This window comes from Clostridium sp., assembly GCF_036569345.1.
Taxonomy (GTDB): Bacteria; Bacillota; Clostridia; order Clostridiales; family Clostridiaceae; genus Clostridium_AD.
This window is the reverse complement of record NZ_DATCQT010000101.1, coordinates 1-15,303: the sequence shown is the minus strand read 5'-3', so window position 1 is coordinate 15,303 and position 15,303 is coordinate 1. Positions and strand designations below refer to the sequence as shown.

At 30.2% G+C, this 15,303-nt stretch carries 16 protein-coding genes; 8 read left to right on the top strand and 8 right to left on the bottom strand.

Translation table 11 applies throughout. The features are described 5' to 3' along the window. Positions 1-185: 185 nt before the first annotated feature. From VIM70_RS09965 to VIM70_RS09940, 6 genes are all read left to right on the top strand, one after another. Positions 186-332 carry an aspartyl-phosphate phosphatase Spo0E family protein gene (locus VIM70_RS09965; RefSeq protein WP_331945606.1) on the top strand — a complete coding sequence of 49 codons (147 nt, stop codon included), beginning with the start codon at positions 186-188 and terminating at the stop codon, positions 330-332. A 76-nt stretch (positions 333-408) separates the two neighbouring features. Then, on the top strand, positions 409-774 hold the full coding sequence (locus VIM70_RS09960) for a YopX family protein (protein WP_331945605.1): 366 nt from the start codon (positions 409-411) through the stop codon (positions 772-774). 56 nt (positions 775-830) lie between these two features. Beyond that, a complete protein-coding gene (locus tag VIM70_RS09955) occupies positions 831-1,295 on the top strand; it encodes a lipopolysaccharide assembly protein LapA domain-containing protein (RefSeq protein WP_331945604.1) in 465 nt (154 codons plus the stop codon). A 214-nt stretch (positions 1,296-1,509) separates the two neighbouring features. Then, the gene (locus VIM70_RS09950) at positions 1,510-1,800 is read left to right on the top strand and encodes a DUF503 domain-containing protein (RefSeq protein ID WP_331945603.1); all 291 of its coding nucleotides are present in this window, start codon (positions 1,510-1,512) and stop codon (positions 1,798-1,800) included. Positions 1,801-1,924: 124 nt separating this feature from the next. Further along, a complete protein-coding gene (locus VIM70_RS09945; RefSeq protein WP_331945602.1) occupies positions 1,925-2,293 on the top strand; it encodes a hypothetical protein in 369 nt (122 codons plus the stop codon). Positions 2,294-2,498: 205 nt separating this feature from the next. Further along, the gene (locus tag VIM70_RS09940) at positions 2,499-3,464 is read left to right on the top strand and encodes an HPP family protein (RefSeq protein ID WP_331945601.1); all 966 of its coding nucleotides are present in this window, start codon (positions 2,499-2,501) and stop codon (positions 3,462-3,464) included. Between the two features lie 118 nt (positions 3,465-3,582). Here the strand turns inward: VIM70_RS09940 and VIM70_RS09935 are convergent, their stop codons facing one another. Beyond that, a complete protein-coding gene (locus VIM70_RS09935; protein ID WP_331945600.1) occupies positions 3,583-3,816 on the bottom strand; it encodes a hypothetical protein in 234 nt (77 codons plus the stop codon). A 701-nt stretch (positions 3,817-4,517) separates the two neighbouring features. On the opposite strand from VIM70_RS09935, the gene VIM70_RS09930 reads away from it, so the two are divergent. After that, positions 4,518-5,669: an iron-containing alcohol dehydrogenase gene (locus VIM70_RS09930; RefSeq protein WP_331945599.1), complete on the top strand. Its 1,152-nt coding sequence runs from the start codon at positions 4,518-4,520 to the stop codon at positions 5,667-5,669. A gap of 112 nt (positions 5,670-5,781) precedes the next feature. On the opposite strand, the gene VIM70_RS09925 is transcribed toward VIM70_RS09930, so the two are convergent. From VIM70_RS09925 to VIM70_RS09905, 5 genes are all read right to left on the bottom strand, one after another. Continuing rightward, complete coding sequence (locus VIM70_RS09925; RefSeq protein WP_331945598.1) at positions 5,782-6,117, bottom strand: hypothetical protein; 336 nt, start codon at positions 6,115-6,117, stop codon at positions 5,782-5,784. Between the two features lie 220 nt (positions 6,118-6,337). Continuing rightward, the gene (locus VIM70_RS09920; RefSeq protein WP_331945597.1) at positions 6,338-7,087 is read right to left on the bottom strand and encodes a sulfite exporter TauE/SafE family protein; all 750 of its coding nucleotides are present in this window, start codon (positions 7,085-7,087) and stop codon (positions 6,338-6,340) included. A gap of 1 nt (position 7,088) precedes the next feature. Further along, complete coding sequence (locus VIM70_RS09915) at positions 7,089-7,484, bottom strand: YkvA family protein (protein WP_331945596.1); 396 nt, start codon at positions 7,482-7,484, stop codon at positions 7,089-7,091. 231 nt (positions 7,485-7,715) lie between these two features. Further along, a complete protein-coding gene (locus tag VIM70_RS09910) occupies positions 7,716-8,165 on the bottom strand; it encodes a hypothetical protein (RefSeq protein ID WP_331945595.1) in 450 nt (149 codons plus the stop codon). Positions 8,166-8,500: 335 nt separating this feature from the next. After that, positions 8,501-11,200 (bottom strand): peptidoglycan D,D-transpeptidase FtsI family protein, encoded by a 2,700-nt coding sequence (locus tag VIM70_RS09905; RefSeq protein WP_331945594.1) that lies wholly within the window; start codon positions 11,198-11,200, stop codon positions 8,501-8,503. A 582-nt stretch (positions 11,201-11,782) separates the two neighbouring features. On the opposite strand from VIM70_RS09905, the gene VIM70_RS09900 reads away from it, so the two are divergent. Further along, positions 11,783-12,934, top strand: coding sequence for an iron-containing alcohol dehydrogenase (locus VIM70_RS09900; protein ID WP_331945593.1), 1,152 nt, complete (start codon positions 11,783-11,785; stop codon positions 12,932-12,934). Positions 12,935-12,996: 62 nt separating this feature from the next. On the opposite strand, the gene pknB is transcribed toward VIM70_RS09900, so the two are convergent. Together pknB and VIM70_RS09890 are read right to left on the bottom strand one after the other, a co-directional pair. Beyond that, positions 12,997-14,400, bottom strand: coding sequence for a Stk1 family PASTA domain-containing Ser/Thr kinase (gene pknB / locus VIM70_RS09895; RefSeq protein WP_331945592.1), 1,404 nt, complete (start codon positions 14,398-14,400; stop codon positions 12,997-12,999). Positions 14,401-14,566: 166 nt separating this feature from the next. Then, the gene (locus VIM70_RS09890) at positions 14,567-15,004 is read right to left on the bottom strand and encodes a hypothetical protein (RefSeq protein WP_331945591.1); all 438 of its coding nucleotides are present in this window, start codon (positions 15,002-15,004) and stop codon (positions 14,567-14,569) included. Between the last annotated feature and the right edge of the window lie 299 nt (positions 15,005-15,303).

The window sequence follows — 15,303 nt, the reverse complement described above, 5'->3', positions numbered from 1 at the left end:
TAATTATTTTACCCCCTTAAATATCAATGAGTTAACGTATTTATATATGAGGTTATTTCCCTGTTTTCATGTACATTTTATTGATCTAGTTATAACCTAAGAAATCAATATACGCAGCTAGTATGGTATTCAATTCGTTATATAGTTTAATTTGCATTTATCAAGATTTAGAAAGGATAACATTAATGGGTAATGTGGCACTTGTTATAGAAAGACTAAGAGAAGAATTAGAAAGCCTTATCACGCTAGAAGGTTTAAATCATCAAAAAGTATTAAAATTGAGCCAAAAATTAGATGAATATATATTATTATATTACTTAAAAAAAATGTAGATATGATTTATTAATTCCATTGAAAAATCAAACAAAAACAATAAACAAAATTATAAAGAAGGGCTGGTTACTTAACATGAGAGAAATAAAATTTAGAGTTTGGGATAATTTAAAACAGAAAATGCATAAATTACAAGGAATGACTTTTGATGCACGAAATTCAACTCCAGCTGCACTTAAGCTTCCAGGTTTAACTTGGAGGCCTATTGAAGAATTTGAATTGCTTCAATGGGTTTACTTATCTGACATGAATGGAGTCAATGTATATGAAGGCGATTATATTAAAATTTCATCCACTGTTTACAATGTTTCTTGGAATGAAACTATAGTAAATTTTCAGCTTGAAGAATTAAATGGATCTTTGAGTCGTAGTATTATTGACGTAACCCTAGGAGAAATTATAGGTAATATATTCGAAAATTCGGATTTATATAACAAATAGTCACTTAAAATATGTTATAATTCAACATATATAATAAACAAAGGAGGTAATGTCTTATGAGAATTGGATTTATAATTTCTTTGATTTTTGCTATAATAGTGGCTCTATTTGGTATTCAAAATGCTGCAGTAATATCTGTTAATTTCTTTTCTACAAAATTTAGCATTTCCTTGGCCCTTGTAATTTTTGTATCTGCAATTATAGGTGCTATAGTTTCAACTCTATTTGGTTTACAAAAAGAATTCTCACTGAGTCGTGGTAATAGGAAACTAACAAAAGAGGCTGATCATTTTCAGACTAAAATTGAAATGAGTAAAAATGATAATGTTGCATTAAAGATTGAAAATGAAACTTTTAAAATTAAGACTAAAACTTTAGAAGTTAAAATAGAAGATCTAGAAACTAAAATAGAATCTTTAGAGACTAACAATAAAACCTTCAATGATGAAATAACTACGTTACATATAGAAAATACTAGACTTAATACACTCTCCGAAAGTGAAATCGTCATTACAAAGTAAATTACTTTTCATTAGGTTAACTTATTGAGCACCAGTAGCTATTTGTAGCCACTGATTCTTATTTAAATGTTGTCTATATAAATCTAATACACCAATAAATATAAATAGTATTTTTACACATACTACATTTAAAACAGAACCTGATAATTGGTCAGATTATGATAGAAGAATTGATACTAAATTATATTTATAGTAAAATTGGCGGTGAGAAATAGTGAAAATTTTACTTATGAGAGTTACCCTAAGAGCATCATGGTCACATTCATTAAAGGAAAAAAGAATGGTTGTAAAAAGTATTGTCCAAAAACTAAAGAATAAATTTAACATATCAGTAGCAGAAGTAGATCAGCAGGATATTCATCAAACAATAGTTATAGGTATTGTAGGAATCTGCGCAACAACCTCACAACTGGATTCTACAATGGAACATATTATAACTTATATAGAATCTAATACTGATGCAGAGATAATTGATATTCAAAAAGAAGTTATCCAAAGTATGTAGAGTATTCCTACATTAATAATTATTATACCCCTTAAAAATAAATAATAGTATTTATTGATTAATTTAAAAAATATATGTGTAATTAAAGCCTCTAATTAAGAATACTGTTATACAGGGTGATATTATGGTAATTGATAATAAAGAAAAATTTGATACCGATAAAGACGAATTAGTTTGGACTAAAATTATTAGTATTTATCCGCTTACAAAAAATAGTAAAAGTACACATTTAGTAAAATATTATAAAACTGATTTAGATGAAGAATATTATATTTTTAAATATATAATGTCTAATAATGGTAATATTGCAGATAATTTTGATGAGTTGGATTGGAGTGAAATCATAGAACAAATCGATTTTTCAGATAATTGTTCTATTTATTCTCAACTTGGTTACCATAAAAATTGTTTTAGATTAGTGAGCAGTGGCAAAATAATTAAAAAAGATATACAAGAATATATAAGAATATATGAGTTAGAGCATCATCAATGATGCTCTTTTTATTTTGCTTAAATATAGGGTTAAGAATGTTCCTTTTAAATCTTAGTTATTTGTTAATTTGAATTTTATACAATATCACTAGATATTTTTTTATCTTCCAATGTAAACATTTACTATTATGTTATAATACCCATAAATGTTAAATAAAGATTATGAGAGCTCTAAAATTATAAAATGAATTATAGGAGGGATCAAGATGAGGAAACAATTTATACCTTTAGTCATAGTACTAATCGTTGCTATGTGTATAATTTCAGAATATACAGGAGAAAAAGAAATTATTTTTCCAGAAATTCTGGCTCTTGCCATTGGTGCTTGGGTTATGGAAAAATCAACTTGGGGAAACAAGACCTTATATTTTTGGCTATCTCCAACTATTGCCTCTCTGACTGGATTGATTATAACTAGATTTTTACCGTACTCACCCTTTTTAATGATTGCTGGAGCATTTGTTCTTGTTTCTCTACAGTTGAAGATTATGGGTTCACAAGTCTCTCCTTCCTATTCAGCAGCAATTCTTCCAATTCTCATGCATACTCAAAGTTGGTATTATCCCTTGTCTGTATGTTTACTTACAGGAATAATTGCCTGTATCAAAAAAATAATAGATACATCTTATAAAAAAGATCATACGAGTGATAGCCCTGTGGAAGTTCTTAACGAAATTGAAAAAGTTAACCTACCTAATGATTCATTAATAAACTGGATTAAGATGTTCATGAGTATACTGATGGTTTCAGCAGTTGCTTTATATTTCCATTGGAACTACATTGTTGCTCCACCTTTGATTGTTGCTTTTGTGGAACTGGCTAAACTAAAGGGAACATTGCATTTGAAGACTAGGCTAGTTTTCATATCACTGGTGCTTTCGGCCTTTTCAGGAGTTATATGGCTATACTTAATATATTATTTTTTACACTGGCCTCTTTGGATTTCAGGTGGGTTGTCTGTGGTCAGTATTTTGCTTATATTTTATATTTTACAATTTTCCTTTCCGCCTGCTGCAGCTATTACTTTGTTGCCAATAATTATTCCAACAAATAATTATTGGGTGTATCCATTTCAGATTCTAGTTGGCAGTGCTATATTTTTACTTATTAATTTATTCTGGTTTAAAAAAGTGCCAGTTTCTAAAATAGAAAATCGAGTAACAATTCAATAATCCTTTTTTTAGAAAGAAATAACGTGCTATATAACAATATATAAAAGAGACAAAAATATAAAAGCATCAATACATGAATAAAATGTATTGATGCTTTTATATTAACAATTTTCATTTACTAAATAAAACTATTATCATAATCCTTTAATTCATACTTTAATTCATACTCTAATATACTTTTCTTCTCCTCCATGCTATTAAATATTTGACTTCCAACTCTTGATAAGTCGAATGCATTTACTAAAGCTGTAATCATTTCACCCTGATTTAAGTTGTTTGCTTCTGCAAATCCTCTAAATTTTCTTATATCGTCTTCATGAACCTTAAAACTTGTGGACTTAATGTCGCTCATTATTACGCCTCCATAAATTATTATGAAAAAAAAATACAATACAATGTGTTACATTTTAATTAAATTACTTTTGCAACATATGTAATCCATTACATAATTGTATATCTAATTTTATAATATTGCAATATTATAAAAGAAAAAAATACAATTAAAGTACAATAAATGAAAATATGAATATAAATTACAATAGAATATAATATGATTTTGCTACTAGGTAATTGTTCAGATAATTGATTTTAATCTTATTTATCATTTGACATTTAAATATCATTTTGTATTAAATATGTAATGCAGTAAAATATTAACGTCATTGTATATTTTTTAATTAATCCCTTTTAATAAGAAAAAATTATTAAATGCTTCTTTGCCCAAAAATAAGTGTTCGTAAAATGATCAGCATGTCAATACTTCTGGATCAATTAACCATAATATGTTAATTATTTGATAATCAGTATTTTATCAATCCGTATATTTATTCATATTAATTGCATATTTATACGTAAGTAAACGTTTAATGATAATAAATAAACAGTAAATATTGAATAATTATTCAAAAATACCCTTGCAATTGTAAGTTTTTAAAAGTATACTTTAAATATAGCAACTAGGGAAAACATAATACAATAAATTGATAATCAAAAAAAATAAACATTAATATTGAAAAAATATTAATGTAAATAAAAAAGAAGGATGTGTTATTTATGTTAAAAAGTGCTTATTTTATTCCTACAATAAATTTATTTGGTGAAGGATCGGTTAATGATGTTGGAACTCAAATTAAAACTTTAGGTGGCAAAAAAGTATTAATTGTTACTGATGCAATGTTAGCTAAATTAGGTATGGCAGACAAGGTTAAAGATATCATAGTAGGTGCAGGACTTGAATGCGTAATTTTTAATGGTGCTGAACCAAACCCAACTGATTTAGATGTAGAAGCAGCTTTTGAAGCATGGACGGAAAATTCATGTGATGCAATAGTATCTCTTGGCGGTGGTTCTTCTCATGATTGTGCTAAAGGTCTTGGACTTGTAGCTTCTAATGGTGGAAATATTAGGGATTATGAAGGATTAGATAAATCATCTAAAGAGTTCCCACCTTTTGTTGCAGTTAATACTACAGCTGGTACCGGTTCAGAGATGACTCGTTTCTGCATAATAACAAATACTTCTCGTAAAGTTAAAATGGCTATAGTTGATTGGAGAGTAACTCCAAAAGTTTCAATTAATGATCCAGAATTAATGGTTGGTATGCCACCATCACTTACTGCAGCTACTGGTATGGACGCTCTTACTCATGCAATAGAAGCATATGTATCTACTGCAGCTAATCCTCTTACAGATTCTGCTGCTTTAATGGCTATAAAACTTGTATCTAAATATCTATCGAAAGCAGTTGCAAATGGTACAGATATGGAAGCAAGAGAACAAATGTCTTATGCTCAATTCTTAGCTGGTATGGCCTTTAATAATGCAAGCCTTGGATACGTGCATGCTATGGCACATCAACTTGGTGGATTCTACAACTTGCCTCATGGTGTATGTAATGCTATTTTACTTCCAATAGTATCTGAGTTTAATATCTTAGCTCGTGCAGAGAGATTCGCTGAAATAGCTGCTGCAATGGGTGAAAATATAGATGGACTTTCTGTAACTGCAGCTGCTCACGTTGCAATTGACTCAATTAAAAGATTATCAAAATCAGTTGGTATTCCTGCAGGACTTTCTGAACTTGGAGTTAAAGAAAAAGATTTCGAAGTAATGGCTGGAAATGCAAAAAATGATGCATGTCAGGCAACAAATCCACGCCTTGCTTCTTTAAAAGAAGTAGTTGAACTCTTTAGACTAGCAATGTAATATTATCTAAAATAAATGATGAACATAATAACAAGTATTTTATGTTTATAGTTTTGAGGGGCTTATGCCCCTTTTTTATTTTGTCTTTTATTTATATGGGAAGTGATTTGTTTTAATAGACACTACAGAACCCTTTCAGGAATCCAATATAGAACTCTTGTGGAATATCAACTTCTGGAAATAATTTTGTAAGTCTTTCGAATTTCTTAACTGCTAGAACGTTAATGTTTTTAATGATATATGGTAATAGACCCTTTTCTAAAAGATTAAGGTAGGAAACAAGACCTACTTCAAAGCCATTTATTTCGTAGGGGTGTATTTCGCATTCTTCTTGTCCTTCATCTCTATAAAACGCTTTAACGAATTGATGAATAACTACCAAAGTGTCTTTTTCAGTGTCTTCAAAGCAACCTTGATATTCCTTTTTCCAGTCAATTATTTTACCCATTATTAATCCCCCTTATATTAAATTTTGCTCCACTTTGGGTTGATGTTTTATATTTTTAACTGGCTTATTATCTGTAATATATTAATATTCAGTTGGTTTATTAATTGTTACATTTGGAATGTAAATTCCTATATACCATTAATAAAAAAGAATAACAAAACTGACATTATAGCAGTTTTGTTATCCTTTTTTTTATTGTTTAACTAGTTAAGTCTATATTCTACCCAATACCTAATTTTATTGCTACTAAAGTTGTCATTGATATAATAATATATCGAAAGAGTTTTTCATTAAGCCTTTTAACAACTTTGATTCCTAGGAATGCTCCTAAAGTAATTGCTGGTATCATAGTGCAAGCTAAAATAGTTGTTTTAGCTGAAATATTATGCCAGAAAAAAATCTGTAATGGAAGCTTGGTTAAATTTATTATAAAAAAGAACCAGGAGGCTGTTCCCATATAATTATTTTTCTTTAAACCTATTGTCAATAGATAAATACTGAATACTGGCCCTGCTGCATTACCAATCATTGAAGTAAATCCACAAGCTATACCTATCAAAATATTGAACCAAGCTCCTTTTGGCACTTTAAGTTTATCGCCCTTTTTTTCAGTATAAATAAGTATAATTACGCAGATCAAAACAGAAATAGCTATAAAAGACTTAAATTGTTTATCATTTATATAATTTCCAACTACACCACCAATTAATATTCCAACTAGTGCCCATGGAAGTAGCTTTCTAATTTTACCCCAATTAGCATGTCTCTTATAATAATATACCGCAAAAACATCACCCATCAAAAGCATCGGTAGAATTATTCCAGTAGATGCCTTACCACCAAATATACCAGCTATAATGGGTATAATAAGCATAGTTAATCCACTGATCCCTGTTTTTGAAAATCCGACTAAAAAAGCTGCGAGTATTACCCAAAACCACTGCAATGTGGTTAAATTAAACAAGTCCATTTTACATTCCTTCTATTTTATTTTCATCAAGCCAGTTTTTATATTTATCTAAATCACTTCTAACTTGTTTGATTATTATCCCTAACACCACAGCATCATCAATTAAACCACCCGGAAGAAAATCGGGAATAATATCTATTGGAGAAACTAGATATAATAAACCGATTATTATACATATAATTGATCCTGTAGGAATGTCTTTATAACTACCGTTTATCCAATCTTTCACAATTCCAAAAAGTAATTGGAGATTTTCCCATATTTCTTCAAAAGGTCCTATCTTCTTTGCTTTCTTAATAGCTTCATCTAATAGATTCTTTGTTTTATTTTTGTCTTGTGAGTACTCTTTAGCTTTTTCATTGAATTTTTTTTTAATGTCATCAAAATTTATATTCATACTCATTTTCCTCCTCAAATAATACTAATTTAGTCTAATTATATTATAATTTTACAAATTATTCAATGCATTTTATACTTATTCTGTAATCTCGAGACTATGAATTATGTCAATGTGATTAATTAAAAAGGCTTGTCCCTAAAAAATCTTTAAATTCTTAATGATTCTATGAAACTCTACACTTTTGTTTACATTTTTATAACTAATAAAAAAGGTCATGTCAAAGGTGAATTACCCTTTTGACATGACTATAATTTTTTTATAAAAATATAGGATAATATTTGTGGGGAACTGACGTTTTTCAAACAAAATAATCATAGATAATACAACTTGAATTAACCCAATGACAAGAAATAAAACATTTCGGAATGCAATAGCATCTAGCATAATGCATTGAACAATAACCCAAATGACTAGAATGCAACTAATAACACCACTTAAATAACCTTGATACCTTGACTTAAAATGAAATGCCAAAGCACAAGTAATATTTCCAATCCCAATTAGAATAAATAACATAATCCCAGGTATGAGATAATTAATAAAAGGTGAATGTTCTAAAAGCTCAACTGACATTCCAAATGGTTCTTGAGGATTTAAAATAGCAGTTGGCCCTCCAACCATTGCCACTAGTCCTACAAATACATGTAAAGCAAATAATAAGCGATAAACTATCTTCATCCATATTCCTCCTTCATTAGTGATAAAATTACATAACTTAATAAGTCTAAGTTTCTCTATTATACTACGAATCAATTAATAATTGTGCTACATTTTAAAAAATTGAAAGATAATTCAGAATATTTAAAGTAAACATTAGAAAAATAAATATACATTTTCTAGCACAAAAAAACACTGGCTTTCACCAGTGTTAATAATCGTTCTATATTTAATTAAAGGGGGGCTCTAATTAAAAATCAAATTAATGATTATAATCTTATTATAGTCTTACTTTGTGAAGTTTAGATGACCTGCATTAAAATTATTTGTAAACAATAATTTAATTCACTATATTGCTAATTAATACGTTTTAATTTTATGTCATACTTATTCTTATACTTTGAAAGCCGAGGATCATTTTTAAAATAACTCTCGTACATACCTTTAGCCACATTTGCAACATCACTACCATAACCTCCGTCAAAAATAACTATAGCTATAGCAACTTGAGGATTGTCAGCTGGTGCATAGCCTACATACCACCCATAATCTCCTCTACCAACTTTATTTTGTATATCAGATGTATTAAACTGTGCTGTACCCGTTTTACCACCTGTAGGAATAGGAAAATCTCCAAGTGCTTGGGACGCAGTACCATCGGTATTACCGCCTGCACCTGTAACGTTATTCATACCCTGCATAACTAAATCTCTGGTTTTTGCACTCATATCAGCTTTATCTATTACTACAGGTTTCGTTTTAGATATCAACTTTCCATTAGAGTCTTTTATGTTATCAACCAAATGAAGTTTATATCTTGTTCCACCATTGGCAAGAGTTGCTATATAATTTCCCATCTGGAGAGGTGTGAAATTATCCATACCCTGACCAATAGAGGCAATATACATATTATATGGATAACTTAAAGAACCATGTGCCTGTGTCGCTAGGCTGTTTACATCATATACAATCGCTTTTAAATTAGCTGCAGTAAATTTTTGTGCTTTATACTTAGGATCTGCAGCAATTAATTGCGTAAATAAATCCACGTAATTCTTTGTTGAAAAAGTTCCAGTTTTTATAGAGTTCTGTATATCATCTTTAATTTTGGTTTTTATATCTGAAAGTTTTATTCCATTATAAAGAATTTGGTCATCTCCATTTCTATCATACAAATCTACCTTTGGAAATTTCGTACCTGTAGCAGAAACTCCAAGGGTTAAATCCTGCTCAATATTAAAAAGATATTGAGAAGCTGATAGATTTTTCTGGGACACTGTATTATATACTTGCCCAAAATTTTCATTTATTTCTATTCCTGTCCCAGGGTTAATTGTATTAGGATTAGCTCCTAGTCCAAATCCCCATGCATATTTAGCTAAAATATCATCACCATACTTTGACCTTAATAAACCACCCACATTCATGAAAAATGGGTTACTGGATTTTTCTATTGCACTTACTACGTTTACCTGACCAAGGGCCCCATCTGTTATGAAATGATCTATAACTCCTCCTCCTATATCAAACTGACCTTGATCAAGATAAGTTGAATTAGCATCTATAACTCCAGTTTGAAGACCTGCAATTGCTGTCATTGGCTTAAATGTAGAACCTGAAGGAATAAGTGACATACTTGCATAATTGTACAAGTATTTTGGATAGTAATCAAACTTATCCTTTCTAATTGTGGTATTTCCCTTTATGCTTGTGTCTATTGGGAACATAAAATCAATTAATTCTTGTGATTTTCCTTGAGCTTTTGCCATATTTTCATAATCTGGATTAAAATATTTTTTTGATTGAGCTTCTGTTAATCCCTGTGAAGTAGAAAAATCATTTGGATTGTAACCTGGCAGGCTAGAAAGTGCTAATATTCCACCAGTATGAACATCTATGGCAACAGCTGCCCCTCTTGTAGCATTTGATACATTTAAACCATTTACAGTTCCTTTACCTTGTAGTACCTTCATTTCACTATTTAAAGCGTTTTCTGTGGCATATTGCAAATTTGCGTCTATTGTAAGCTGAACATTGTTTCCAGGAACTGGTTTCTTACTAGAAAACTGATTTGTTATCTTTGCTCCTCCGTTTTCTCCTTTAAGATTACTTTCCATTGCAGCTTCTATTCCAGATTTTCCCACATAATCTTTACTAGCGTCATAACCCTTTGCTGAATATTTTGCTTGATCTGTAGGGCTTATTTTGCTTATATATCCCAAAACTGATGAAGCAAGTTGTCCATAAGGATATTGCCTCATAGGCTGATTTTCCACCTTAATTCCAGGTAATTCTGTGAGACTTTGCTCGAATATTAACGATGTATTTTTTTTTATATTAGTTGCAATGTTGATTGATTTGTAAGAATGAAAAAAATTCATTTTAATACTGTCTTTCACAATTAGATATCTTCTTATTACATCAGGTGTTTCCTGTATATGTAAACTTGAAACTCCTTTTAATACACCATATTCCGTAAGAAGTTCATTATATACTTGCTCCGGTTTTAATTTCAAAAGTTCATTATTAAGTTGAGTAGTTTCATTTGTTGATAAATCTTCCTCTTTTTTATTTTTAAACTTTGTTTTTAATATACTACCTTGAAGCCCTCTATCTTTTAAAAACCTTAACTGCAAAACTTGTATTCCCTTAGGATCACTTGAACTAAAATCAAACCTAAATGGTTTAATCTTTAAAGGAAAACTATCTGTCTGAACTTCCCCATTCTCATCCAAAATTTTATATACCTTTTGTAGTGTTGTAAATACCTGTGTACCATTCTTAGCTGAATCTGTGTACGTAAGGTTATAACCTGGTGCTTCCGTTGCGAGACCTATTCCATTTTTGTCTGTTATGAGCCCTCTTGGTGCCTCTATTGTTATAATGTTCTTAGCATTAGATTTTGCTACATCCTTGTAATATTGTCCACTTATTACTTGTATATAATATAACTTTGCAATTATAAGTGAAAATATAGCTAACATAATTACAAATAGAACATTATACCTATTAAATTTTTTTCCTTTTTTCATTTCATCACCATTGTAAGCTTTCATTTTTATGTACACACCTTTTCTTTTAAATTATTTGTTTTTAACTTATTATATCACGAAATTTCGACAATATTCTTAATCATATATAAAAAAATTAAATTACCAAAATAATAATAAAATTATACTCAAAAATCATTTTACTCGTATGTACCATTTGATATTAAAATAACATTTTGTATGTAATATGTATTTCATTAAAATATTAACGTCATCATATTGGTCCCTATTTTATAACTATTTCAGCAATCTATAGCTTAAATACTAAAGGACAGTAAAGATGTGTTACATTTACTGCCTATTAGTTGAAAATAAAAATTATTCAATAATCAATATTTTATCATTGTGAATAATTATTCATATTTATTGAATAATTATACTCTCGTAAACGTTTGATGTGAATGGATTAACAATAACGTTGTATATTTATTCATAAATTCCCTTGCAATTGGAAGTTTTTTAAAGTATACTTTAACTATAGCAACAGAGGAAAAAAACATAATAAAATAAATTAATATTTTCAATATGAATAGACATTTAATATTAAAAAAACATTAAATGTTAAAAAAACGGAAGGATGTGTTCATTATGTTAAAAAGTACTTATTTCATTCCTACAATAAATTTATTTGGTGAGGGAACTGTTAATGATGTCGGAGATCAAATTAAAACCCTCGGTGGTAAAAAGGTGTTAATTGTTACAGATGTTATGTTAGCTAAATTGGGTATGGCAGAAAAGGTTAAAAACATTATACTAAAAGCTGGACTAGAAGTGGCTATTTTTGATGGCGCTGAACCAAATCCAACTGATTTGGATGTAGAAGCAGCTTTGAAAATGTATACCGAAAATTCCTGTGATTCATTAGTATCTATTGGTGGTGGTTCTTCTCATGATTGTGCTAAAGGTGTCGGCTTAGTAGCTAGTAATGGTGGAAATATTAGGGATTATGAAGGATTTGATATATCAACCAAGAATTTACCACCTTTTGTTGCTGTTAATACTACGGCGGGTACTGGTTCAGAGATGACTCGTTTCTGCGTAATAACCAACACTTCTCGTAAAGTTAAAATGGCTATAGCTGATTGGAGAGTAACGCCAAAAGTATCAATTAATGATCCAGAATTAATGGTTGGTATGCCGCCAGCACTTACTGCAGCTACTGGTATGGACGCTCTTACTCATGCTATAGAAGCATACGTCTCTATAATAGCTAATCCACTTACAGATTCTGCTGCCTTAATGTCAATAAAACTTGTAGCCAAATATCTACCTAAAGCAGTTGCAAACGGCAGCGATATGGAAGCAAGAGAACAAATGGCTTATGCTCAATTCTTAGGTGGTATGGCTTTTAATAATGCAAGCCTTGGATACGTGCATGCTATGGCACATCAACTAGGTGGTTTTTACAATTTGCCTCATGGTGTATGTAATGCTATTTTACTTCCAATAGTATCTGAGTATAATATTTTAGCTAGTGCAGAGAGATTCGGAGATATTGCTGTTGCAATGGGTGAAAATATAGATGGGCTTTCTGTAACTGAAGCTGCTCAACTTGCAATTGACTCAATTAAAAGGCTATCAAAATCAGTTGGCATTCCTGCAGGACTTGCTGAGCTTGGTGTTAAAGAAAAAGATTTCAAAGTAATGGCCACAAATGCTCAAGCAGACGTATGCCAAGCAACAAATCCACGACTTGCTAGCTTGCAACAAGTTATTCAACTTTATAGAAATGCAATGTAATATGTTAATTAGAAGTATGTAATGAATCAAAGGCTCTAGCAAAATTGCTAGAGCCTTTGACCTTATCTTTTGTTATGATTACCCTTATTTTTTTCTTTCCCCATTTTTACTTGTGGCTGCATAACTTGAACAGCCTTTTTTCCTAGGCTTATAACTAAATCAATCTTCCCATCTTTTTCATAAGATGTATTTCCCGCAGGTGACTGACTAATAACTAACCCCTTAGCAATATTATCACTATAATCATTTGAAATATTACCAAGTAAAAATCCATCATTAACTATAATCTGCTCTGCAATATCTTGAGTACTTCCAATAAGTGGTGGAACAACTTTCATTTCAACTGCTTTGGGAACAATAGTTTTCACAACGGGAATTGATGTTTTATCTGACATCCCTTTGGAAATAAATTTTCCTAAAACGGAAGCAATAATAACTAAAATAATTGATGCAATAACTATCATTGCTTTTTTATTAGTGCTTAACCTCTTTTTCCCAAGGAATCCTTCTTTATCTTTTTTAGCCGTTGTATTTTCGACGCCTGCTGCTTCACTCATAACTGTTGTGTAATCATTTTTTATATCTGACGCAATTGCTGCACCCATAATCTTTGTACCATCATCTAGGTCGTTAATTACTTTAACTTTAGATTCTTCTTTAATTTCCCTTAACTTCTCTGCCATTTCCTTTGCCGTTTGGTATCTTTTATTAGGTTCCTTTTGCATGGCCTTCAAAATTACTTGGTTTACATTTTCAGGTATATCTTTAATAATTTCCTTTGGTGGGATAGGAAGTTCTTGGATATGCATCATAGCTATAGTAATAGCGCTTTCTGCATTATAAGGTACTCGTCCGGTCACCATTTCATACATCACAATACCTAAGGAATAAATATCCGTTCTACAATCTACAATACTTCCTTTCGCTTGTTCTGGCGAAAAATAATGTGCGGTTCCCATAACATTATTGAGTTTGGTCACGGTTCTTGAATCTAAAACTTTAGCTATTCCAAAATCCATAACCTTAACCGTCCCATCATCCGTTATCATAATGTTATCTGGTTTTATATCTCGATGAATTATATTGTTTTTATGTGCAGCCTCAAGTCCTTTGGATATTTGAAAAACTATATCTATTGTCTTCTCAGAGCTAAGTCTACCATTTTCCTTTATTACTTGCTTTAATGTTTTGCCATTAATATATTCCAAAACTATAAAATTGACATGGTTTTCCTCACCAACATCATGAACATTCACTATGTTTGGATGTGCCATTTTTGCAACTGAAATAGCTTCCCTTTTAAACCTTGAAACAAACTCCTCATCATTACTTAACTCTGCTTTTAATATCTTTACAGCGACAAATCTATTTAATAAATGGCACTTTGCTTTATAAACAGTTCCCATGCCACCTTCACCAATTTTCTCTAATAACTCGTATCTGTTTAATAGTAATCTCCCTATCATATAATTTCTGCCCTCCCTGAAGAATATTAACAAATATATTATATCATAACTCATGGGACCATTACTCGAAACATGATTGAGTTCTAGATTTAAACTCATCTATATCAATATAAACTATAAAAAGTTTATTCACCATTTTATAGTTTATATCTTATTGGAACCCATTCTACAATGAATGTTCATATTCAAAGCGATCCACTGCCTCTTCCATCTTCTTATATTCTATTTCATTGGATTTTTGAATTTTTCTAAATCCTCGTCTTTTTAAATTGCTTATTTCCATATACTCGTCTTCTCCAAGTTGCCTTACGTATTCATATTCTTTTACATACATAAACCGAATTTTTGTTTCTTCTTTACTTAAAGTTTGAAACTCTATCTTATTACCTTCTGATTCAATTATATCTGCCTCAATTAACCTGTCATCCTCGATATTAATTCTAAGTTTATATTTATTAGCTACATTTTTATTCCAAGATTCTAGATGCACCGTTTTCATTATTGTATTTTCACATTTTGAGCACTTGATATATAATTGCTGTCCCTTTTTTTCAAAGGTTACTCTATTACTATCACACTTTTTACACACGATAGTTCTATTCATATATAACCACCTCCACTACTTATATGTTTTAAAGTAGTAATTTAGCACATAAAAAATAGCAACCGTTCCTTTAGCAAAATAAAACTATCATATTATAGTTTTTTTGTTAAAACCAAGATAAATATACGATACATACAATATAAATATGGTATAATTTTATTATAGTGCGAGCTGCGAAGCAGCACGCAAACGCGTGATGTTTCCTCTTGGAAATGGAAGCAATTCTATCTTCATTAGTAAGTTATTAACATATAGTAGGGGAATCCTACTAGGTAAGGTCTAACCAACTACCTGTACCT